General features: G+C 74.3%; 23 protein-coding genes. 11 read left to right on the top strand and 12 right to left on the bottom strand.

Going from position 1 to position 21,766, the window contains the following annotated elements:
* The 8 genes from VGI02_RS22270 (at position 1) to VGI02_RS22235 (ending at position 8,737) form a co-directional block, all read left to right on the top strand.
* Positions 1-2,310: a glycerol-3-phosphate 1-O-acyltransferase gene (locus VGI02_RS22270; protein ID WP_331630962.1), complete on the top strand. Its 2,310-nt coding sequence runs from the start codon at positions 1-3 to the stop codon at positions 2,308-2,310.
* A complete protein-coding gene (locus VGI02_RS22265; protein ID WP_331630960.1) occupies positions 2,307-3,731 on the top strand; it encodes a 1-acylglycerol-3-phosphate O-acyltransferase in 1,425 nt (474 codons plus the stop codon). Before VGI02_RS22270 ends, VGI02_RS22265 begins: the two co-directional genes overlap by 4 nt.
* On the top strand, positions 3,731-5,152 hold the full coding sequence (locus VGI02_RS22260; RefSeq protein ID WP_331630958.1) for a wax ester/triacylglycerol synthase domain-containing protein: 1,422 nt from the start codon (positions 3,731-3,733) through the stop codon (positions 5,150-5,152). Before VGI02_RS22265 ends, VGI02_RS22260 begins: the two co-directional genes overlap by 1 nt.
* Positions 5,153-5,338: 186 nt before the next feature.
* On the top strand, positions 5,339-5,509 hold the full coding sequence (locus tag VGI02_RS22255; protein ID WP_331630956.1) for a ribbon-helix-helix protein, CopG family: 171 nt from the start codon (positions 5,339-5,341) through the stop codon (positions 5,507-5,509).
* The gene (locus tag VGI02_RS22250) at positions 5,506-5,862 is read left to right on the top strand and encodes a VOC family protein (RefSeq protein ID WP_331630954.1); all 357 of its coding nucleotides are present in this window, start codon (positions 5,506-5,508) and stop codon (positions 5,860-5,862) included. The genes VGI02_RS22255 and VGI02_RS22250 overlap by 4 nt, the downstream gene beginning before the upstream one ends.
* Positions 5,859-6,701 (top strand): class I SAM-dependent methyltransferase, encoded by an 843-nt coding sequence (locus VGI02_RS22245; RefSeq protein ID WP_331630952.1) that lies wholly within the window; start codon positions 5,859-5,861, stop codon positions 6,699-6,701. Before VGI02_RS22250 ends, VGI02_RS22245 begins: the two co-directional genes overlap by 4 nt.
* A gap of 167 nt (positions 6,702-6,868) precedes the next feature.
* The gene (locus VGI02_RS22240; protein ID WP_331630950.1) at positions 6,869-7,276 is read left to right on the top strand and encodes a sterol carrier protein; all 408 of its coding nucleotides are present in this window, start codon (positions 6,869-6,871) and stop codon (positions 7,274-7,276) included.
* A 105-nt stretch (positions 7,277-7,381) separates the two neighbouring features.
* Positions 7,382-8,737 (top strand): cytochrome P450, encoded by a 1,356-nt coding sequence (locus tag VGI02_RS22235; protein WP_331630948.1) that lies wholly within the window; start codon positions 7,382-7,384, stop codon positions 8,735-8,737.
* 110 nt (positions 8,738-8,847) lie between these two features.
* Here the strand turns inward: VGI02_RS22235 and VGI02_RS22230 are convergent, their stop codons facing one another.
* The 4 genes from VGI02_RS22230 to VGI02_RS22215 form a co-directional block, all read right to left on the bottom strand.
* The gene (locus VGI02_RS22230; protein ID WP_331630946.1) at positions 8,848-10,074 is read right to left on the bottom strand and encodes a LuxR C-terminal-related transcriptional regulator; all 1,227 of its coding nucleotides are present in this window, start codon (positions 10,072-10,074) and stop codon (positions 8,848-8,850) included.
* A 159-nt stretch (positions 10,075-10,233) separates the two neighbouring features.
* Positions 10,234-10,512, bottom strand: a complete 279-nt coding sequence (locus VGI02_RS22225) for a hypothetical protein (protein WP_331630944.1) — start codon at positions 10,510-10,512, stop codon at positions 10,234-10,236.
* On the bottom strand, positions 10,512-10,748 hold the full coding sequence (locus VGI02_RS22220; RefSeq protein ID WP_331630942.1) for a DUF397 domain-containing protein: 237 nt from the start codon (positions 10,746-10,748) through the stop codon (positions 10,512-10,514). The genes VGI02_RS22225 and VGI02_RS22220 overlap by 1 nt, the downstream gene beginning before the upstream one ends.
* Before the next feature lie 134 nt (positions 10,749-10,882).
* A complete protein-coding gene (locus tag VGI02_RS22215) occupies positions 10,883-11,791 on the bottom strand; it encodes a helix-turn-helix domain-containing protein (protein WP_331630940.1) in 909 nt (302 codons plus the stop codon).
* A 207-nt stretch (positions 11,792-11,998) separates the two neighbouring features.
* On the opposite strand from VGI02_RS22215, the gene VGI02_RS22210 reads away from it, so the two are divergent.
* Positions 11,999-12,841 carry an SAM-dependent methyltransferase gene (locus tag VGI02_RS22210; RefSeq protein ID WP_331630938.1) on the top strand — a complete coding sequence of 281 codons (843 nt, stop codon included), beginning with the start codon at positions 11,999-12,001 and terminating at the stop codon, positions 12,839-12,841.
* Positions 12,842-12,875: 34 nt separating this feature from the next.
* Here the strand turns inward: VGI02_RS22210 and VGI02_RS22205 are convergent, their stop codons facing one another.
* The 5 genes from VGI02_RS22205 to VGI02_RS22185 all read right to left on the bottom strand — a co-directional run bounded on the left by VGI02_RS22205 (position 12,876) and on the right by VGI02_RS22185 (position 16,730).
* Positions 12,876-13,700, bottom strand: a complete 825-nt coding sequence (locus VGI02_RS22205) for an alpha/beta hydrolase (RefSeq protein WP_331630936.1) — start codon at positions 13,698-13,700, stop codon at positions 12,876-12,878.
* Positions 13,701-13,789: 89 nt separating this feature from the next.
* The gene (locus VGI02_RS22200) at positions 13,790-14,050 is read right to left on the bottom strand and encodes a DUF2795 domain-containing protein (protein WP_331630934.1); all 261 of its coding nucleotides are present in this window, start codon (positions 14,048-14,050) and stop codon (positions 13,790-13,792) included.
* 221 nt (positions 14,051-14,271) lie between these two features.
* Positions 14,272-15,507 (bottom strand): RNA polymerase sigma factor, encoded by a 1,236-nt coding sequence (locus tag VGI02_RS22195; protein ID WP_331630932.1) that lies wholly within the window; start codon positions 15,505-15,507, stop codon positions 14,272-14,274.
* A gap of 3 nt (positions 15,508-15,510) precedes the next feature.
* Complete coding sequence (locus VGI02_RS22190; RefSeq protein WP_331630930.1) at positions 15,511-15,873, bottom strand: YciI family protein; 363 nt, start codon at positions 15,871-15,873, stop codon at positions 15,511-15,513.
* A complete protein-coding gene (locus VGI02_RS22185) occupies positions 15,870-16,730 on the bottom strand; it encodes a class I SAM-dependent methyltransferase (protein ID WP_331630928.1) in 861 nt (286 codons plus the stop codon). Before VGI02_RS22185 ends, VGI02_RS22190 begins: the two co-directional genes overlap by 4 nt.
* 54 nt (positions 16,731-16,784) lie before the next feature.
* Between VGI02_RS22185 and VGI02_RS22180 the strand changes: the two genes are divergently transcribed.
* A complete protein-coding gene (locus VGI02_RS22180; RefSeq protein ID WP_331630926.1) occupies positions 16,785-18,224 on the top strand; it encodes an MFS transporter in 1,440 nt (479 codons plus the stop codon).
* 4 nt (positions 18,225-18,228) lie between these two features.
* On the opposite strand, the gene VGI02_RS22175 is transcribed toward VGI02_RS22180, so the two are convergent.
* Positions 18,229-19,077, bottom strand: a complete 849-nt coding sequence (locus tag VGI02_RS22175) for an SAM-dependent methyltransferase (protein ID WP_331630924.1) — start codon at positions 19,075-19,077, stop codon at positions 18,229-18,231.
* A gap of 114 nt (positions 19,078-19,191) precedes the next feature.
* Between VGI02_RS22175 and VGI02_RS22170 the strand changes: the two genes are divergently transcribed.
* Positions 19,192-20,013, top strand: coding sequence for an N-acetylmuramoyl-L-alanine amidase (locus VGI02_RS22170; RefSeq protein ID WP_331630922.1), 822 nt, complete (start codon positions 19,192-19,194; stop codon positions 20,011-20,013).
* A 184-nt stretch (positions 20,014-20,197) separates the two neighbouring features.
* Here the strand turns inward: VGI02_RS22170 and VGI02_RS22165 are convergent, their stop codons facing one another.
* Both VGI02_RS22165 and VGI02_RS22160 read right to left on the bottom strand, forming a co-directional pair.
* Positions 20,198-20,932, bottom strand: coding sequence for an HAD family hydrolase (locus tag VGI02_RS22165; RefSeq protein WP_331630920.1), 735 nt, complete (start codon positions 20,930-20,932; stop codon positions 20,198-20,200).
* A gap of 29 nt (positions 20,933-20,961) precedes the next feature.
* Positions 20,962-21,729, bottom strand: coding sequence for a PP2C family protein-serine/threonine phosphatase (locus VGI02_RS22160; protein ID WP_331630918.1), 768 nt, complete (start codon positions 21,727-21,729; stop codon positions 20,962-20,964).
* Positions 21,730-21,766 lie beyond the last annotated feature (37 nt).

The raw sequence follows: 21,766 nt of genomic DNA, 5'->3' as shown, positions 1-21,766 counted from the left end.
GTGGCCGCGGGCGTCGACGAAGCCGCCACCGCGCCGAGGACCGACACCGGGGTGATCGTGCTCGGCTCCGCACGGACCGCACCGGAGCGCGAGCTCCTCGCCGACTGGGCCGCCCGGAACCACCCCGGAGCCCCGGTCTGTCTCGACGAGCCGGCCCTGGACCGGGCGCTGCTCGACGCCGACCCCACGACGACGGTGGTGCCGGTCCGGGTGACCTGGCTGCCGCCGACGCGGGCCGCCGAGTGGGCGGACGGCACCGGGGTCCAGCCGGACCGACCGAAGCCCGCCGACCTGCTCGCGCTGCTCGGGCACCGCCGTCCACCCGGCTTCTGGCAGCGCCGTCTCGCCCGGAACGCCCCCGACCGCGTGCGGTTGGTGGAGGGCGAGCCGGCGACGGTGTCCGACCTGCGGCGCCGTCACGACGACGAGGCCCGGGAGGACTCGCAGGCGGCCTACGTCCTCCGCGCGGGGGTCCTCGCCTGCGAGCGGGCCGAGCGCGCGCTGATCGGTGACCACTACACGGTCCCGCGGATGGTGGTCGAGCAGATCGTCGCCTCGACGCGCTTCCGGGAGCGGCTGCGCGGGCTGACCGGCGAGACCGGCCGTGGCTTCGAGGAGCTCCTCGCGGACGCCCGTGCGCGCCTCGGCGAGCTCGCCACGGTGCAGAGTCCGGTCGCCATCGACGCGTTCCGGACCGCGCTCGCGCCGATGCACGCCTCGGCGTGGGACGTCGAGGTCGACACCGAGACGGTCGAACCGCTGCACGAGCTGAGCCGGACCGCGCCGCTGGTGTTCCTGCCGACCCACCGCTCGTACGCCGACCCGCTGGTGCTCGCCGAGGTGCTGCGCGCCCACGACCTGCCGCGCAACACCATGCTCGGCGGCAACAACATGGCCTTCTGGCCGATCGGGCCGCTGGGCAAGCGCGCAGGCGTCGTGTTCATCCGCCGGACCAGCGGCGACGACCCGGTGTACCGACTCGCGCTGCGCGAGTACATCGCGCATCTCGTCTCCAAGCGGTTCAACCTCGAGTGGTACGTCGAGGGCGGTCGCTCGCGGACCGGCAAGCTGCGCCGTCCCCGCATGGGCCTGCTCAGCTACCTCACCGGCGCCCTGGACGACGGGCGCGCCCCGGACGTGACGCTGGTGCCCACCTCGCTCGTCTACGACCGGATGTACGAGGTCGACGCCATGGCCGCCGAGCAGGGCGGCGCGGAGAAGTCCGCGGAGGGGCTCGGCTGGCTCGCCCGCTACGTCCGCGGGCAGGTACGCAACTCCGGCACCGCGCGGGTCCGCTTCGGCGAGCCGTTCTCGCTGAAGGCCGCGCTGGCGGAGGCCGGGGAGGGCAAGGCGCGCCTGGAGAAGGTCGCGTTCAGCATCTGCGACGGGATCAACCGCGCCACCCCGGCCACCCCGACGGCGCTGGTCACGTTCGCCCTGCTCGGGGCCGGCGGACGGGCGCTGACCCTGGACCAGATCCGGGTCACCACCGAGCCGCTGCTCGACCACCTCGATCGGCTCGGCCGCCCCGGGCCGCACGGCGATCTGACCGGGGACGGCATCGAGCGGACGCTGGAGCGGCTGGTCACCGGCGAGGTGGTCGAGCGCTACTCCGGCGGCGCGGAGACGGTGTGGTCGATCCGCGACGGCCGCCACCGGGTCGCGGCGTTCTACCGCAACGGCGCCATCCACCACTTCGTCGACCGCGCGATCGTCGAGCTCGCGCTGCTGGCGGCGTCGCGGGCGCCGGCGGGGCGCGACCCGGTCGACGTGGCGGAGGAGGACGCGCTCGCACTGCGCGACCTGTTGAAGTTCGAGTTCTTCTTCCCGCCGAAGCGCCGCTTCTCCGACGGGATCGCCGCCGAGACCGCGCTCGTCGACCCGGACTGGCGGGAGCGTGTGCAGGACCCCGGCGGGGCCGCGGCCCTGCTGGAGCGCTCCGGCTTCCTCGCCGCTCCCCGGACACTGCGCTCGTTCGTGGACGCGCAGTGGGTGGTGGCGACGAAGCTGGCGGAGCTGGACCCGGGAGCGGACGTCGACCCGAAGGTCTTCGGACGGGAGTGCCTCGGGCTCGGCAGGCAGATGCTGCGCCAGGGTCGGGTGGTGCGGCCGGACTCGGTGTCGACCGAGCTCTACGCGTCCGCGCTCGACCTGGCCGACAACCGCGGCCTGCTCCGATCCGGCACGGACATGGACACGGACCTGGCGGCGGCCCGCCAGGCGTTCCGCGACGAGATCGCCGAGGTCCGCGAGCGGCTCATCGAGCTCTCGCGCATCGAGGACAGGCTGACCGAGGAGCTGCTCGCATGACCCCGAGTCGACCGTTCGGATCCCACTCGCCCGCCGAGGACTCCCTCGCCGAGCGCATCACCGCGGCGCCGCGTGGACCGTCGGTCGCCGCGTTCGTCGTCGTCGACTCGGGGCTGCTCGCGGGCTCTCCCCTCGCACCGTTCGCGGCTCCGTCGTCGGCGTGGGGCCGGTTCGCGGAGCAGGTGCGCTCCGGCGTGGACGGGCCGGCCGAGGTGACCCCGGACGACGTCGAGCGGGTCGTGCGGTCGCGGCGGGGGCGCCCGGTCGACGAGGTCGCGCAGGAGGGGCGGGCGACGTTCCGCTCGACGACCGCGTCCTGGTTGCGTCCCGAGGTCTGGCGGCTCGCCGTCGGGCACGCCCGCCGCGGGCACCGCGTCGTGCTCGTCTCCCGGGCCACCGCCGCGGAGGTCGATCCGATCGCCGCGGAGCTGGGCGCCGACGCCGTCGTCACCACCCGGGTGTCCGCCGACGACGGCCTGGTGGGCGGCATCGCCTCCCCGGTGTGCGCAGGACACGGGGCCGCCGACGCGGTGGCCGCGTGGGCGGACGCGCACGACGCGGACCTCACGAGCGCGTTCGCCTACGGGCCGGCGTCCGAGCGGCCGCTGCTCGACCTCGTCGCGCACTCCGCGGTGATCGGCGAGCCGGACGAGGTCCGGCCCGCGCTGCCGGTCGCCCCGCGTGGCTCGGTCCCGCCCGTCGAGGCGATCGGGGGGACTCTGGGCTTCTACGGCGGGTTCGTCGCGGGTGCGGCGGCCGCCGCGGGGGCCGGGCTCCTGCGCGGGTCCCGTCATCGCGCGATCAACCTCGCCGGTTCGCTCGGCTCGGAGCTCGCGCTCGGCGTGGCGGGCGTGGAGATCGAGGTGGACGGCGCGGAGCACCTGTGGTCGCACCGACCGGCGGTGTTCGTCTTCAACCACCAGAGCAAGCTCGACCCGATCGTCGTCATGACGATGCTGCGGCACGACTTCACCGGGGTCGCGAAGGCCGAGGCGAAGTCGATGCCGCTGTTCGGGCAGCTCTTCCAGCTCGCCGACGTCGCGTTCGTCGAGCGCGGGAACATCCGGCAGGCGCGCGAGGCCCTGCGGCCCGCCGTCGAGAAGGTCCGTGGCGGGATGTCCCTGGTGATGGCCCCGGAGGGCACCCGCTCGGCGACCCCGCGGCCCGGCCCGCTGAAGAAGGGGGCCTTCCACATCGCGATGCAGGCGGGTGTTCCGATGGTGCCGATCGTGCTCGAGAACGCCGGCGAGCTGATGTGGCGTCACGATCAGACGGTGCGGCCGGGCACGGTGCGGGCCGTGGTGCACCCGCCGATCGACACGAGCACCTGGCGCGTCGAGACTCTCGGCGAGCACGTCGCACACGTGCGGGGCCTGTTCCTCGCGACGCTGGGGCTGGACGAGGAGAAAGCGAGGACGTAGTGACCGACACCGGGCTGAGTTGGGGGGACTCCGACGAGATGTCGGCGTTCGAGACGCTGATGTGGCGGGCCGAGGCCGATCCCGCGCTGCGCTCGACGATGGTCGCGCTGACCGTGCTCGACACCGCCCCGGACTGGCCCCGCCTGGTCGCCGCGCACGAGTGGGCCACGCGGATGGTGCCGCGGTTCCGTGACCGGGTCGTGGAGCCGCCGCTCGGGCTCGGGACCCCCATGTGGGCGCCGGACCCGGACTTCGACCTGTCCCGGCACCTGCAGCACTTCTCGCTTCCCGAGGGGGACGGGTGGCCCGAGGTCCTCGCCGCCGCGGAGCACCTCGCCACCTCGCCGTTCGACCGGCAGCGCCCACCGTGGGAGGCGCTGCTGATCGAGGGCCTGCCCGACGGGAAGGCCGCCTACCTGCTCAAGCTGCACCACGTCACCACCGACGGCCTGGGCAGCGTGGCGCTGCTCTCGGGGCTGCTGAACCGGCACCGCGAGACCGACCCGGAGAAGCCGCAGCCGCTCCCGCCGATCGGTGAGGGTCCCGGCCCGTGGTCCGCCCTCGGTCGCCAGATCCGGCACGACGCCGAGGCGCTCGCGTCGGTCCCGACCCACGTGCTGCGCGCGGCGGGCGCCGCGCTGCGCGACCCGATCGCGAAGGCCCGCGACGCGGTGGCGTTCGGGATGTCGGCGATCCGGGTGATCGGCGATCCGGGCGCGGCTGCCTCCCCGCTGCTCGCGACGCGCGGGCCGGACTGGCGCTTCGTCGCGCTCGACCTGCCGTTCAAGCCGTTCCGGGCCGCCGCGAAGGCCGGGGGCGGCAGCATCAACGACGCCTACGTCGCCGCCCTGCTCGGTGGGTTCCGGCGCTACCACGAGGCGATGGGAGTGCCGGCCGAGGAGATCCGGATGGCGATCCCGGTGTCGCTGCGTGGCGCCGACGACGAGGGCGGCGGCAACAAGATCGCGTCCCTGCGCCTCGCCGGCCGGATCAGCGAGAAGGACCCGGCCGCCCGCATGCGGCAGGTGGCAGGCGACGTCGCACGCGGCCGGGCGGAACCGGCGGCGGACGACATCGGGCTGATGTCGCCGGTGCTCGCGCGGCTGCCGGGCTCGGCGATCGCGGCCGTCGCCGGGAGCGTCACCAAGGGCAACGACCTGCAGGCGTCGAACGTCCCGGGCATTCGCGAGGAGGTCTTCCTCGCCGGCGCCCGCGTGGAGCAGATGTACCCGTACGCGCCCCGCCCCGGGTGCGCGGCCATGATCACGATGCTGACGCACGGCGACACGTGCTGTGTCGGGGCCAACATCGACCCGGCCGCGATCACCGACCGGGACCTCTTCGGCCAGTGCCTCGTCGAGGGGTTCGCCGAGGTGCTCGCGCTCGGCGGGGAGGCGCCGACGCCGACGCTGCGGGGGTAGCCGGCCGGTCAGCGGTGGCCCTTCGCTGACATCTGACGTCAGGACGGCGCCACGCTGACATGCGCGGGCGCCGGCTCATGATCAGCGGGCCTGTATGGGTGCTCCCGAGGTTCCGGAGAACCATGCAGGCCCGTTGATCTTCGGCGGTCTCTGGCCTCCGCCGGCCTAGCTTGCTAGCATTCTAGCGTGGCCGACGAGGTCAAGCAGTTCAACGTGTATCTGCCGGTCGACCTGATCAAGCAGGTCAAGTTCCGCGCGATCGAGACCGAGCAGTCGCTCTCCGCCCTGGTGGCCGAGGCGCTGCGCCATCACCTCGCGCGTCCGGCATCCGACGACGAGGAGGGGACCGGACCATGACGAGCGCCGTCGATGGGATCAGCGCGGTGTTCCTGGAGACCCACAACTGGGGCCGGGCCGCGAGGTTCTTCACCGCCCTCGGCTTCGAGCTGGACTTCGAGACCGACCACCACTCGGGCCAGTTCCGCTCCGCCGACGGCCCGACCGTCTTCGTGGCCGAGGTGCCCGAGGACCGTCCGACCGGGACCCGGCTCGTCCTGCGGGTCCCGGACACCGCGTCCTACCGGCCCGACCCGGCACTGGAGGTCGAGCAGTCCTTCTCCGACACCCACCACGGGACCCGCGAGATGGTGGTCCGCGATCCCGACGGCCGGTCGTGGACGATCGAGGCGCCGGGTGGCGAGCAACGGTGACCGCGGTGGTGCCCGACCACACCGCGGTCCGGGTGGCCCTCTGGCGGGCCCTGCACCTCGAGGTCGACGCGGCGCCTCCGGTCATGGCGGACGCCCTCGGTCTCCGGCTCGCCGATCCCCCGCCGGCCTGGCGGGACCGGCCGGACATGGACCCGGTCACCACCCGCGGTGCCCGCGCCGGGATGGTCGCCCGGGCCCGGTTCGTCGACGACCTGGTGCGCGAGCGGGTTGCGGCGGGGGTCACCCAGCACGTGGTGCTCGGGGCCGGCCTCGACACCTTCGCCCTGCGGTGCCCCGACCTCGACGCGGTGGTCTTCGAGGTCGACCGGGCGGCGACGTCGGCGTGGAAGGAGCACCGGGTCACCGAACTGGGGCTCACCGTCCCCGCCGGACTGCGGTTCGTGCCCGCCGACTTCGAGGCAGAGGACGCGTGGTGGGACGCGCTGCTCGCGGCGGGGTTCGACGCGGGCCGGCCGGCGGTCGTCGCCTCGACGGGCGTGAGCATGTACCTCACCCGGGAGGCGAACCTGGCGACCCTGACGCGGCTCGCGACGCTCGTCCCCGGGTCGACGGTGGCGATGACGTTCCAGCTGCCGAGCGAGATGCTCGACGGGGACGACCGGCATTTCCGTGATCTCTCCGCGGCCGGGGCCGCCGCCGCGGGCACCCCGTTCCTGAGCTATTTCGCCCCGGACGGGATCGTGGCGCTCGCCCGGTCGGCAGGCTTCTGTGACGCGCGCGCCGTCGGGGCGCAGGCGCTGAACCGCGCGTATTTCGACGGCCGTGCCGACGGGCTGCGGGTGACCCCGGCGGAGCAGTTCCTGGTCGCCTCGACCTGAGCAGCCTCGCTAACGGGGGAGGGGGCTCCCTCCCGGGGGAGGTTCCCCTCCGCCCCGAGGCCTCGACCATGAGTGGTGCACCGCGCTGACCAGGGACGATGCGGACCGCGACCCGAGCGCAGGTCCGCCTCCCGGGGCGCGCACCACAGGGAACGAGGACGCTGACGATGGCTTTCTTCAACGACGCCGCCGAGGTCGACACCTACATCGGCGGGGTCTTCCGTGCCGCGAACGACCACGCGGAGTCCGGCGCCAAGCTCCGCGCCTCGGGCATCTTCCTCAAGGTCTACTACACCGACCCGGCGTGCGAGATGAACATCTTCATGCGGGACCCGTCCATCGGTGTGTCGACCGGACCGTCGGACGAGACGCCCGACATCACGCTGATGATGACGTCCGACACCGGCGACAAGTTCTGGCGCGGTGAGTACAACCTCGCGGTCGGTCTGGCCAAGGGCGAGGTCAAGGCCAAGGGCCCCGTCAACAAGATCCTCAAGCTGGTCCCGCTGACGAAGCCGCTGTTCCCGATCTACCGCGAACTGGTGGCCGAGAAGGACGCGACGGTCTCGGGCTGAGCTGCGGCCTGCCCCTCCCCGGTTCTCCGGCGGCCCGTCGACCACCCCCCGGCGGGCCGCCGGAGGCCTCGTCCTTCCCCGCTTCATCCCCTGGAGGTACCACCGGTGACCACCGACGCGGCGACGCCCGCCGACTGGGACGCGATCTTCGACGACGACGGGTCCGACGACGGTCCGGACTTCATCCCCGCCTCCGGCGAGGGCAAGCCGCCGCACTCCGAGATCGACATCTCGTCCAAGGAGTTCTGGAACCAGACCTCCGAGGAGCGCGACAAGCGGTTCAAGATGCTCCGCGAGACGGATCCGGTGTCCTGGCAGCGCCCCGTCGAGGACGCGGTCACCCCCGACCCCGACGACCCGGGCTACTGGGCGCTGGTCAAGCACGCCGACATCGTGCGGGTCAGCCGGGACAACGACACGTACATCTCCGGGCAGGGCGTGCTGTTCGACCTGCTGCCCGAGATCTTCCTGCAGATGACGCAGTCCTTCCTCGCGATGGACAACCCGAAGCACGACACCCTGCGCAAGCTGGTCGCCTCGGCGTTCACGCCCAAGCAGATCAAGCGGCTCGAGGACCAGATCAAGACCGCCGCGCGCGAGATCGTCGACTCGTTCGCCTCCGATCCCTCGGGTGAGATCGACTTCGTCGAGCGTTGTGGCGAGCGGCTGCCCGAGCGGATCTTCTGCGACATGTTCGGGGTCCCCGAGGACATGCGCACCCGCACGGTGAAGGCGGCGGGCGACATCGTCGCCTGGGCCGACCCGGAGTACCTCGCGGGCCGGCCGGCCGACGAGGTCCAGGTCGAGGCCGCCGCGGCGCTGCACGAGATCGCCGAGGAGCTCATCAACGCCCGCAAGGAGAACCCGACCGAGGACCTGTTCTCGGCGCTCATGAACGCCGAGGTCGACGGCGAGAAGCTCGACGACTTCGACATCGGCGCGTTCTTCGTGCTCATGTCGGTGGCCGGGACCGACACCACCAAGCACACGTCGGCGTTCACGGTGCGGGCGATGACCCACTTCCGGGATCAGCAGGAGTGGCTCGCGGAGGACTTCGACGGACGCATCGACACCGCGGTCGAGGAGTTCGTCCGCTACGCCTCGCCGGTGATGACCTTCCGCCGCACGGCGGTCACGGAGACCGATCTCGGCGGCAAGCGGATCATGCCGGGCGACAAGGTCGTGATGTTCTACCCCTCGGGCAACCAGGACACCGACGTGTTCACCGACCCGGAGGCGTTCGACCTCGCCCGGTCGCCCAACCCGCACGTGGGATTCGGCGGCGGCGGAAAGCACTTCTGCCTCGGCAACCAGCTCGCCAAGTCCGCGCTGCGGGAGCTCTTCCGCGAACTGTTGACCCGCATCCCGGACTTCGAGGCGGGCGAGCCCGAGCTGCTCGGTACCAATTTCATGCGCGGGGTGAAGCGGATGCCGTTCCGTTTCACGCCCGAGAAGGCCTGACACGAGCAGCAACCTGCGAGACGGCGGGCCCCGGATCGGTGCGAGGCGTAGGACGACGGCTCCCTGGTCGTCCTCGACGAGGACCCGGCACCGCCGCGGAGCGAGCGACCTCAGGCGCTCGCGCCGCGGTGGTGCCGATCCTGCATCTGCCACCAGAGCGACACCGCTTCGGCGCGGTTGGCGGCGCCGAGCTTGCGCAGGATGTGCTTGACGTGCGATTTCACGGTGCCCTCGGAGATGACGAGGCGCCGTGCGGTGCGGGCGTTCGTGTCGCCCGCCGCCATGTGGCGGAGCACCTCGAGCTCCCGGCGGGTCAGGTCGGCCTTGCCTCCGGAGGCCCCGCTCGGGGCCCGGTGACCGAACCCGGAGTACGGCGCCGGCGCGGGTTCCGGCGAGGTCGGAGCCGGGATCGGCTCGGACCGCGGCGCGCGGAACACGTCCGCCAGCTCGCCGCCCAGTCCCGGCGTGCCGAGGCGGGACGCGATCTCGTCCAGGCCGCTGCGCACCGCGCCGACCTGATCGAGCACCATCGTCCGGGCGAGCACCTGCCCCAGTCCCTCGGCGAACGTCGCGAGCACCTGACGATCGGTCTCGTCGAGATCCCGCCGCTGGTAGTAGCAGTCACAGTGCAGGAACCCGACGACGTCGCCCGCGGTCAGGATCGGGCTGGCGGCGTAGCTGCGCGAGAGCGAGGCCTCGGCGATCGGCTTGTGCACGCTCTCGCGGTGCTGGACGTTCTCCACGACCAGCGAGACCCGCCTGCGGAGGATCTCGCTCTCGGGCAGCGCGGAGGTCAGCGTCAGCGGGTTGTCCCTGCCGATCGCGAGGATCTCCCCGGCCCACGTCGGGTCACGCTCGACCACGACGTTCTCGGGGATCCACACGGAGTCCTCGACGCGGGAGATGATCGCGCGGTCGAACCCGAGCGCGCAGGCGAGGTCGGGGACCTTGGCGACCAGGGCCGCCGTCGATCCGATGTCGGAGAGCGCCGCGAGGGCCTCGCGCACCCGGTGGAAGAGCTGGTTGCGCGCCGCGATGTCGCGGCGCAGGAGAGCCTCGTCCACCTCCTTGACCCGTCGGAGCAGGTCGACCGCGTGGGCGGTCGCGGTGGGGCCTGCCGACATCACGCAGAGGATCTGGTCCCACGCGAGGTCGAGGGCGCGCCGGGCGCTCCCGTGGTCGCGGACGTCCTGCGCCCCGACGACGGGGAGTGAGCCCGTCATCCGGGCCACGTCCCCGACCAGGTCCACGACGTCGTCGCGGTCCGCGTGGAGGAGCGCGCCGACCCGGTCCACGTCGTCGACCGAACCGTCAGATCTGTTCGTCGCCACCGCCATCGAGCCTCCTCGCCGAGGTCCTTCCCGCAGCTGTAACGCCGGACACACGATACTCGTACCCCGGACGAGGGGGGTCATGCCCTTGAACGGGGAGTCGCCGGGGGATGACGTCGAGTCGTTGCGGATCCGTGACCGGCAGGACGGCCGCTCATGCGTCGCTCAGGAGGAACGGAGCCAGCGCCCGAGCAGGCCGGAGCGGCGGTCGTCGTCCGCCGTGTCGCCGACCGAATGCCGGCAGTCCGAGCAGCGCGCCGCGGGCGGGCTGGCGAGCGACGAGGCCCAGACGGTCTTCGCGCACGCGGAGAGGTGTGCGCCGGAGACCGGGTCGTGATCGACGACGGCGTGGTCGCGGCCGTCGAGGGCGCACGTGAGCCAGTGCGCGCGGACGGCCGACCGGGACGCGGTGCCGCGTCGAGGGGACGCCGGGAGGATGGTCATCACGCGCCCTCGAGGAGGTCGTCGAAGTCGCCGTCCTTGACCTCGGCGATCAGCGTGGCCAGCTGGGAGCGGGTGAGGAGCAGCGCCGGCTCGTCCCGGAAGCGGGAGTTGCGCACCGCCACACCGCCGTTCCCCGCGGCGGGGACCGCCGCGAGCTCGACGCAGTTGCCCTGCGCGCCGCTGTAGCGGCTCTTCCGCCACTGCGCGCCGATCAGGCGCGAAGCCGAGGTGTGCATGGTCGGGATCAGCCCCCTGTCCGTCTTCCGCACGTGCTGCTTGCCGTGCGAGTGACGGTAACACCGGCCCAGGGCATCTGCATGTGCAGGCAGCGACGCTGGGTGTGTCGGCGGACACGCAGCGTCGAGGGCGGTCAGTCCAGGACGGAGCGGAGCTTGCCGAGCAGGCTCCGGGTCTCCTCCGGGCTGTACGCGTCGATGGTGAGCTGGTCCATCACGCGGGTGTACTCCTCGACCTCGCCCTGCCGGTCGAGGTAGAGCGCACCCGTGAGGCCCTCGATGTAGGTGATGTCCGGGACGTCCGGCTCGGCGAAGCGCAGCATCGTGAAGGCGGCCTCACCGCCGTAGCCGGAGAGCGCGTTCGGCACGACCTGCAGCGAGATCGTGGGCCGCCGGGACATCTCGAGGAGGTGGTCGAGCTGGCCGGCCAGGACCTCGGGCCCGCCGATGGGCCGATGCAGCACGGACTCGTCGACGACGGCCCACAGCCGCGGCGCGTCGGGTCGCCCGAGCAGACGCTGCCGGGCCATGCGCACGCGCACGCGCTCCTCCGCGAGGGGCCCCGCGGTGTCGGGGTGGCCGCGGGTGACGATCGCCCGGGCGTACTCCGGGGTCTGCAGCAGACCTGGCACGAAGAGCAGTTCGTAGGTCTGGATGCGGACCGCCGCGGACTCGAGGCCCACGTACTCCGAGAACCAGTCCGGCACGGCGTCGCCCGAGCGCTGCCACCAGCCCGCCTCGTTGCTGCGCTTCGCGATGCCGACCAGGTGATCGCGGCGTTCGGGGTCGTGCTCGCCGTAGAGCGACAGCAGGTCCTCGACGTCGCGCAGCTTGAAGCCGACCTTGCCGGACTCCATCCGGCTGATCTTCGATTCGCTGCCGCGGATGTGGTAACCGGCGGTCGACCGGGTGACGTCCGCGTTCTCCCGGAGGCGGCGCAGCTGGGCCCCGACGATGATCCGGCGGGCGGTGGGCCCGACGTCGTCCCCGGCGGGCGACGAATCCGTCGCGTCCTGAGGGTCGGGTGCCTGCTCGCTGGCCACGGATGACCTCCGGTCGCCCTCGGGGTGGGCCGTCACGGGCCCATGGTCACGGCCCGGAATCGGGAGACTACAGGTCGTCCGCCGATTCTCGTACGCTGTGAACCCTGGATCCTCGCGCGCGGCATCCGGCGCATAGTGTGCGGGCGAGGGGTCGTCGCAGGTCGTGATGACGGCCGGTTCGTATCGATCATCAGGTGGGGCACACGCATGGCAGGTACGGCCCGGTCGGCGCAGCCGGCCACCGACGGTCCCGTCAGGGTCGACCGGGACAAGGCGAGTATCGCCCGCGTCTACAACGCCACACTCGGCGGCAAGGACAACTACGCCGTGGACCGCGAGGTCTTCGAGCGGATGCGCGCGGTCGTCCCCGAGGTGCAGCAGTTGGCGCTCGACCATCGTGCGTTCCTGATCCGCGCGACGCGCTTCCTCGCCACCGAGACCGGGATCGTGCAGTACCTCGACTGCGGGTCCGGCCTGCCGACCGCGGAGAACACCCACGAGGTCGCGCAGCGCATCGCGCCGAGCTCGAAGGTCGTCTACGTCGACAACGACCCGTCGGTCGTGGCCCACAGCCGTGCGCTGCTCGAGGAGAACGAGCAGACGCTGTTCGTGCCCGCCGACATCTTCACGCCGAGCGAGGTCATCGAGGACCCGTCGGTCCGCTCGTTCCTGAAGTGGGACGCCCCGATCGCGCTCTTCCTGCTCGGGGTGCTGCACCACTACGACGGCACCCCGACGCCCGCCGAGATCGTCGCCGAGTACGTCGACGCCCTGCCGTCGGGCTCCTACCTCGCGATGACCCACTTCCTCGACCCGGAGGACGACGACAGCGGCGTCGCCCGGCGGATCGAGAACGTCATGGTCAACAGCCCGATGGGGACGGGGCTCTTCCGCACGCGCGCGCAGATCGAGGCGATGATCCCGCCGGAGCTCGAGATCGTGGATCCCGGCCTCGTCCTGCTCGCCGACTGGTGGCCCGACGGTCCGCGGCTGCGTGCCCTCGACCCGGCCCAGCGCTGCGCGGTCGGCATGGTGGCCCGCAAGCCCTGACCCACCGCGTCGACGGGTCCACCAGGTCGACGGGTCAGGCGTTCGTCACCGATCGCGCGGCGACGATGCGGTCGACGAAGTCGACGAGGTGACCGATGACCTCGTCGCGGTTGGTCTCGTTGAAGATCTCGTGGCGCGCCCCCGGGTAGACGTGCTCCTCGAGCTGCTCCGGACGGATCGCGCCCAGGGCGTCCCGGGTCACCCCGAGCGGTGCGAGGCCGTCGGCGTCCCCGTGCAGCCACAGGGTGGGCACGTCGAGTGCGGGACCCGCGGCGACGGCGGCCACGGCGGCGAAGAGTCCCCGCAGGGAGGCCTCGAGGATCGGCCCGGAGTAGACCAGCGGGTCGGCGACGTAGGCATCCCCGACGGACTCGTCGCGGGAGAGCAGCGTCGGGTCGAGCGGGACCTCGGGCATGGGGTCCATGTCGAGCAGCGGCGCGAAGGCGGGGTTCCCCCCGACGAACGGGGCCGACAGTGCCAGGCCCGCCAGGTCGGCCTCGTGACGCTGGGCGAATCGGGTGGCGATCAAGCCGCCCAGGGAGTGCCCGAGCAGCACGACCGGCAGCTCAGGGTGGTCCTCCTGCGCGAGCCGGGCGACGGCCGCCAGGTCGGTGACCATGACCTCGACGTCGTCGACGGAGGAGCGCTCGCCCTCGGACTCGCCGTGCCCGTAGTGATCGGGCGCGTACACCGCCGCGCCGTGCGCGACGAGCGCGTCGGCGACGTGGTCGTAGCGGCGGGCATGCTCGCTGATGCCGTGCGCCAGGAGCACGACATGCGTCGTCGCACTGCCCTCCCAACGGTGCACGGCCAGGTTGCCGCGGCTCGCGGGACGGTCGGTACGGGTCGGAGCGGCCACGTGGTGGCCCCTTTCTGCCTCGGAGGGTGGGCTCCCCGCCCGGTGCCGGGAAGGGTGATCATCGTCCACGCACGGGACCGTGCGAGGGCTCAGGCGCTCCGCGGTACGACGGCGGAGGGGACGGCACGGGGCCCGGCGACGGGCCTGGGGGAGGGCGACCCGTTCTCGGCGATCTCCCGCAGGAGCATCCCCCGTGAGAAGTACGTCTGGCGGGTCAGGGCCCGCAACGCGGTCCGGGTGCGGAGGTCCGCGCCGTACTCCTCGGCGACCGTGATGATCTCCCACCGCGCAGCGGGGAAATCGAGGGCGTCGAGGACGGGGGACAGGCGTTCGTCGAGAGGGGCGCGCACATCGACCTCCGGGGGCCGGGCCTCGGCAGCACGGGCACGGGTCGGTGCCGCCTCGGGCGATCCTGATCGTGGAACGGTCCTACCACCGGGCGAACGACGTGACGGGGCGAGGGATCGAAGGGGGTAGAGGTCCCTCTCCGGGGAGCGAGCCCGTTCGTCGCAACGCGTGGACGTCGGAGATCCGCTCGAGCACGCCGTACCGCGGTCCGATCGACGTCGTCTCATCCCAGGCGTTCCCGACGGTCGGCGAGCAGTGCCCGTTCGCCGGGGTTCGCGGTGCCGGAGAGGGCCGCGTCCAGCGCCGCCCGTGCCTCCTCGCGCCGGCCCAGCCGCGTGAGCAGGTCCGCGCGCACCGCCTCGCGCAGGTGATGGTGGGGCAGGTCGAGGCCCTCGACGACGGCGAGCGCGGGTCCGGGTCCCTCGACCTCCGCGAGCGCGACGGCCCGGTTCAGCGCCACCACCGGCCCCGGGTCGAGGACGGTGAGCTGGTCGTAGAGGGCGAGGATCTGCCGCCAGTCGGTCGCGGCGGCCGTCGGGGCGTCGGTGTGCACGGCGTTGATCGCGGCCTGGATCTGGTAGACGCCCGGGGCCCCGCGCCGCAGGCACCGGCGTACCAGCGCGTGCCCCTCGGCGATCGCCGCGCCGTCCCAGCGGGAGCGGTCCTGCTCGGCGAGCGGCACCAGGGCGCCCCGGCCGGCGTGCTCGGCCGCCTCGTCACCGACGCGCGCGGGCCGGCGCGCGTCGGTGAGCAGGAGCAGGGCCAGCAGCCCGAGCGCCTCGGGCTCGTCGGGCATCAGTTCGGACACCAGGCGGGCCAGCCGGATCGCCTCGGCGGCGAGGTCCGGTCGGTCGGAGGCCCCCGACGTCGCCGTGTGTCCCTCGGTGAAGACCAGGTAGACGACGGCGAGCACGGCCCGCAGCCGGTCGGGCAGGTCGGCGTCCCGGGGGACCCGGAAGGGCACGTTCGCGTCGCGGATCTTCGCCTTCGCCCGGACAAGCCGCTGGGCCATCGTCGCCTCGGGGACCAGGAACGCCCGCGCGATCGCTGGGGTCTCCAGGCCGCCGAGCAGGCGCAGGGTCAGCGCCACCCGAGCCGGTGCGGCCAGCGCCGGGTGGCAGCAGGTGAACAGCAGCCGGAGCCGGTCGTCGCGCACCGGGCCCACCTCCTCCGCGGGGTCGTCCCCGTCCGGCGCCAGCCGGGCCGCCTCCACGTGCCTGCCCTCGCGCGTCGACTCCCGCCGGATGCGGTCGATCGCCCGGCGTCGCGCGGTGGTCACGATCCAGCCGCCCGGGTTGGCCGGCAGGCCGCCGTCGAGAGCGGGCCAGCGCTCGACGGCGACCCCGAAGGCGTCCGCGACCGCCTCCTCGGCGAGGTCGATGTCGCCGAGGACCCGGGTGAGGGTCGCGACGCAGCGCCCGTACTCGCGGGCGAACACGTCGGCGATCTCCCGGGTCACGTCTCAGTCCTGGAAGGGACGGACCTCGACCGGCAGCGGGTGGATCGCGCGCGCGAGCCGACCCGCCCACCCCAGCGCGGCGTCGAGGTCCTCGGCGTCGAGGATCGTCAGCCCGCCGATCTGCTCCTTGCCCTCGGCATAGGGACCGTCGGTGAGCAGGACCTCGTCGCCCCGGGTGCGCACCACCGTCGCGGAGCTCACCGGGTGCAGGCCGCCGGAGAACACCCACACCCCGGCGTCCACCATGTCCTGCCGGACGGCCTCCACGTCGCGCATGATCGCCGCGAGCCGGTCGGGCTCGGGGCGCTGGGCATCGGGCGCGGTCGGGTCGTCGGGCTGCTGGATCGCGAGCAGGTAGCGGGTCATCGTCGTCCTCCTCCTCGGGCGCCCCGCGGGGTGCGGCGGCCGTCGTCCCCACCACGCACGGCGGTCGTCGGGATCGACATCCGGGGCGGCACGATTGCTGTGAGCTGGACCACACCAGGGCGGTAGGGCTCCATCACCGGGGCGACCGAGGCGACCGCCTCGCGGCGGACCTCGGTGCGGGTGCCCGGGTCGAGACCCAGCAGCCAGTCCGCGAACTGGGCCTGGCCGAGGCGGTAGTCGACCAGCGCCGCGGGGCCGGTGAGCCCGAGGTCGGCCGGGCCCTCCTCCACTCGCACCGCGACGAGCCCCGCCCCCCGGGCCGCCCGTTCCATCCGCTCCGCCGAGCCCAGCAACGGGGCCTGCTCGCCGGTGAGCTCGGCGTACCAGCCGGGCGGGGTGAAGCCGTACGCGCGGGCGACCGCGTCGATCCGGTCGCGGACCGGGCTGGCGTTCCCCGCGGACATCACCGTGGCGAGCACGGCCCCGCCCGGGCGGACGACGCGCGCCAGTTCGGTGAGGGCGTCGACGGGGGTGTGCACGTGGTTGAGGACGAACGCGGCGACGGCGTCGTCGACGGCGGCGGTGCGCAGCGGCACGGCGAGAACCGACCCGGCGACGCTCGGGCGTCCGCCGGGCACGGCGCGCAGCATCGCCGGCGAGACGTCCAGGGCGACCGGGCGGGCACCCGTCGCGGCGAGGGCGTCGCCGGCGAGGCCGGTGCCCGCGCCCGCGTCGAGGACGAGGCGCCCCGCCAGCGGGTGGGGCGCCGCCCCGACGAGGGCGCGGGCGAGCGGCCCGTAGACGTGCGCGGCCCCGCCGGCCCAGCCGGGCGCGGCGCGGGCGTAGCGGTCCAGCACGGCGCCACCGTACGGCCGGGCGCCGCACCCGGCCGCGACGTAGCGTCGGTGGGCGTGGACGACGGCGGCGTGGGCGTCCCGATCGGCAGTTGGCGCGACCTCCTCTCCGCGGGGCGCCGACCGACCGTGGCCGTCCTGTGCGGCGGGGTGCTGCTCTTCGCCACCGACACCTACGTCACCGCGAGCCTGCTGCCCTCGGCGGTCGCCGAGATCGGGGGCGAGCGGTTCTACGCCTGGGTGACCACGGTCTATCTGCTCACCGCCGTCGTCGCGTCCGCACTGGTCGGGAGGTTGCTCGCCGCGTGGCCCGCGCGCCGGGCCTACGTGCTCGCGCTCGCCGCGTTCGGGGTGGGTGCCGCGATCGACGCGGCCGCGCCGGACATGGCGGTGCTGCTCGTCGGACGGGCCGTCCAGGGCGTTGGTGGCGGGCTCCTCGCGGGGCTGGCCTACGCGTTGATCCGTACCGCGCTGCCGCGCAGGCTCTGGACGCGGGCGAGCGCCTCGATCTCGACGATGTGGGGCGTGGGGCTGCTCGTCGGGCCCACGCTGGGCGGGGTGTTCGCGGAGGCGGGGCAGTGGCGGCTGGCGTTCGTCGCGCTCGTCGTGATCACGGTGGCGATCGGCGCCGGGGTCCCCGCCGGGCTGCGGCACACCGCGGCGGCGCCGTCCGGGGCGTCGGGCCCGTTCCCGCTGGCCTCGGTGCTGCTCGTGGCGGCCGCGGCGGCGGTGCTCTCCGTCTCCGGGCTCGCCGTGTCGGGGTCCGGGGTCACCGGGCGCGGGATCGCGGTGGCGGCCGGTGGGCTCGTCGTCGCGCTGCTGCTGCTCGGGGGGCTCGTCGTCGTGGAGCACCGGCCGGGTGGGGGTGGCGGCCGGGTGCTCCCCGCCGCGACCTTCCTCCGGGGCGGCGGTCTGGGCGCGGTCTACGTGCTGATCGGGGTGCTGGTCGGCGTGTCGGCGGTGGAGGTGTTCGTGCCGTTGTTCGGCCAGCGTCTCGGCGGGCTGGAGCCGGTGACGGCCGGCTTCCTCGGTGTGGCGCTGGCCTGTGGGTGGGTGGTCGGCGAGGTCGTGAGCGCGAGCGTCGGCCGGGCCCGGGTCTGCGTGACCCTCGGTCCCGCGGTGACCGTCCTCGGGTTCGTGGCGCTCGCGGTGTCCCAGCGGGCGGACGCGTCGACGGTGACCGTGCTGGTGTGGGCGATCTCGCTCGCCGCGGCCGGAGCGGGTGTCGGCGTCGCCTGGCCGCACCTCTCGGCGGGGGCGCTGGCCGTCGGGTCCGGGGCGGAGGATGCCGACGCGGGCGACGGCGAGGGTGACCGGGCCTCCGCCGCGATCACCATGGTGCAGATGCTCGCCGTCGCGCTCGGCGCGTCCTTCGCCGGCGTCGCGGTGGCGCTGGGCGCCGACCCCCTCGCGTCCGCGCACCTGCTCTACGGCGGGCTCGGCGCGGTCGCGGTTCTCGGCGCGGTCGCGGCGCTGCGCGCCCGGCGGGCGGTGTAGCGCCTCAGCGGCGGGCGCGGGCGAGCCAGGCGTCCATCCCGCCCCGGTCCGGGTCCATCACCACGGGAACCTCTCGCCCGACGAGGGCGGCCTGCTCGCGCACCGTCGACTCCTCGACCGTCCAGCCCCGTGAGCCCAGCCAGCGTGCGGGGGTGTCGCGGGGCCCGGCGTCGACCAGGTCGGCGAACCGGCGCGCCCCGGGATCGTCGCCCGCGACACCGGACATCGCGGCGGCCGGATCGCGGTCGGCGTACTCCACGCCGATCGCGCTGCCCGGCGCGGAGAGGCCGGTGAGCCGGTCCAGCAGCAGGTCCGCGGCGTCGGCGGGCAGGTAGATGAGCAGTCCCTCCACGAGCCAGGTCGTCGGCCTCGTCGGGTCGAAGCCGGCCGCGAGGAGGGCCGCGGGCCAGTCCTCACGCAGGTCGATCGCGACCGAGCGGTGCTCGACGGTCGGGGTCAGATCTCCGGCGACCGCGTCGCGGAAGGCCAGCACCTCGGGCACGTCGACCTCGTAGAACACCGTCCCCGCCGGCCGTTCGAGGCGGTAGGCCCGGCCGTCGAGACCGGCGGCGAGGATCACCACCTGCGCGGTGGGGTGCTCGGTCACGAGCCGGTCGAAGAAGCACGTCCGCACCGGGAGGAAGTCGCCCATCACGCGGGTGAGCGCGTCCTCCCCGGTCCCGTCGTGGTCCGGGTCGGGAGCCGCGGCGACGGCGGCCTCGCCGATGGTGTCGACGAGGGCCTCGGCGACGGGGTCGCGGAAGAGCGCGTCCGGGCGGCGGGACTCGGCGGCGCGCTGCGCCGAGACGACGAGTGCGGTCCAGCCGACGCCCTGGGGGATGGTGAGTGCCACGACGTCGAGATCCCCCGGATCGTGAGCATGCGAAACGAGGTGAGTCGACCTTCACGCGCGACACGACCGGGACGGGTCCCCGCCGCGGCGCCCCGTCCCCGTCACCATCGTGCCGTGCCGAACCGTCCGAGCCCCTCGCGCGTCGCCCTGGTCGCGACACTCGTCGCGGTTCTCTGCAGCTGCGCCGGGCCCGGCAGCGCGCCCGCGGCCGCGCCGACCCCGTCACCCGCCCCGGCCCCACCCCCGACCCGGGCAGCCGCGCCCGCGTCGCCCGCCGCCGCACGGCCCGGGACGTTCGGGCTCCCGCCCGGGGCCACGATCGTCGTCGACCCGGGGCACAACGGCCGCAACGGCCCGGGGTCGGGCATCAACCGTCCGGTGCCGGACGGTCGCGGGGGCACGAAGCCCTGCAACACCACGGGTGCGAGCGCGGCCGACGGCTACCCCGAGCACGCGTTCACCTGGGCGGTGTCGCAGGCGCTGGCCGACCGGCTCCGGGCGCGCGGCTACCGGGTGGTGCTCACCCGCGACTCCGACGACGGCGTCGGACCGTGCGTCGACGTGCGCGGCGAGGCCGGCGCGAAGGCCCGTGCGGCGGCGGTGGTCTCGGTCCACGCCGACGGCGGGCCGACCAGCGGGCACGGCTTCCACGTCCTCTACTCGGCCCCGCCGCTGAACCCGGCGCAGCGCGGCCCGGCGCGGTCGCTCGCGGACGCGGTCGTCACGTCGATGCGCGGGGCCGGGTTCACGCCGGCGACCTACATCGGGCGCGGCGGCCTCGACGGGCGGGCCGACATCGCCGGACTCAACCTCGCGACCGTGCCGAGCGCGCTCGTGGAGTGCGCGAACCTGGCCAACCCCGCCGACGCGGCCCTCGCCCGCTCCCCGCAGGGGCAGCAGCGCCTCGCGGAGGCCATCGCGAACGCCCTGGGCTGAGCGCCGCGGCTCATGATCAGGAGCACATGACGCAGCTCGCAGGGCCTCGCGCATGCGTGGTGTGCCCCTCGCGAGGTGGGCGGTGGCCGCGGTCCGGTCCCCGCTGATCAGGAGCACACGGCGCAGGGTCTGCGGCCTTCGCGCATGCGTGGTGTGCCCCTCGCGATGGGAGCCGCGCCGGCAGTCAGCGCGCCCCGACCGGCTGGGGGACGAGGTCCAGCACCGCCCGCAGTCCCCGCTCGCCGAGCCGGTGCTCGCCGGGCAGGAGGAAAGCACGGCATCCGAGGGTCACCGCGCCGCCGTCACGGGCCGGATTGTCGCCGACCATGAGCGCGGCCCGGGGGTCGACGCCGAGCGACGCGCACGCCGCGCGGAACACCACGGGGTCGGGCTTCTCGGTCCCGATCTCGCACGAGAGCGTCCACGACCCGACGAGGTCGGCGAGCCCCGCGTGCCGGGCGTGCGCGCGGATGTCCCACCCGATGTCCGACACCACCCCGACCGGCACCCCCCGCGCCGCGAGCGCGCCCAGCACCTCGGCGGTGTCCGGGTAGGGCACCCAGGCCTCGGGCGCGCGCAGCACGTCCACCGCCGTGTCCTCGACCCCTGCGAGCGCCGGGACGTGCGAGAACCACGCGCGCATGGCGTCACGGTGCGCCGTCTCGGAGAGGTCGCGACCCTCCTGCGCGGCGAGGACGTCCGGCCGCGCGGCCGCGGTGGCGACGTCGGCGAGCGCGTCGTCGACGTCGAGTGCGTGCCCGGTCACCGCCGCGACCCGCTCGAGCCAGGTCCGGACGTCGACCATGTGGAAGAGCGTGTTCGAGAAGTCGAAGAGGACGGCGCCCACGGCCGGGACGGGGTCGCGGCGCTCGTCGTCGGTCGGCTCGTAGGCGGTGGTCAGGTCGAACAGGGCGCGCACGGCGCCCAGTCTGCCGGGCGGGGCCGGGCTCAGGGCCGCCGTGGTGCGGGGATCACGGGTCCCGCGCTCCGGGTGTCGACGACGAGGGCGGTCGCGTTGTCGTGCGTGCCCGCGGCCCGGGCGGAGTCGACGAGGGTGCGGGCGAGCACGGGCGGCGGGACGTGGGCGACGAGCCGCGCGAGACGGGCCGGGTCGACGCTGCGGTGGACCCCGTCGCTGGCGAGCACCAGGGCGACGGGCGCGGGCACCGCGGTCATGCCGATCTCCGTGGCGCCGCGCACCGTGCGCACGCTGGTGGTCAGGACGTTGTCGAGGCGCGGGGCGACCGCGACGCCCGCGGCGCGCATCTCGGAGGCGACGGTGTGCTCGCGGGTCAGCGGGTGCACGGCGCGCCCGTCCCAGGACCAGGCGCGGCAGTCGCCGACCCACGCGACGGTCCACGGCGCGCCGACGGCATCGGCGCTCGGCGAGAGCGCGACGGTGAGCGCCGCGTCGCCGCCGATCATGCCGCCCGCGGCGAGCAGCACGTCGCGGGCCGCGAGGACGGCGAGGTCGGCGCGCCCGTCGAGGACGGCCACCCGCACGGCGTGGTCCGCCGCCGCGCGGGCCGCCAGGGCGGCACCCGCGGAGTCGCCGACGCCGTCAGCCACCGCCACGGCGACCCGGCCGCGGCCCTCGAAACGTGCGGTGGCGTCGGCCTGGTGCCGCCGCGGACCGCGCGCCGAGGCGGTCCACGACGGGGTCCCGCTCACCGCCCGCGCCTCGCTGCGCCGTCCCGCGACCGTCGCCACGCTCATCGCCCGACCTCCCCTTCCGCACCGTCTCCTCCACGGT

The sequence above is a fragment of the Actinomycetospora sp. genome (assembly GCF_036497245.1).
Taxonomy (GTDB): domain Bacteria; phylum Actinomycetota; class Actinomycetes; order Mycobacteriales; family Pseudonocardiaceae; genus Actinomycetospora.
The sequence above is the reverse complement of the archived record's forward strand: the minus strand, read 5'-3'. Positions and strand labels throughout refer to the sequence as shown.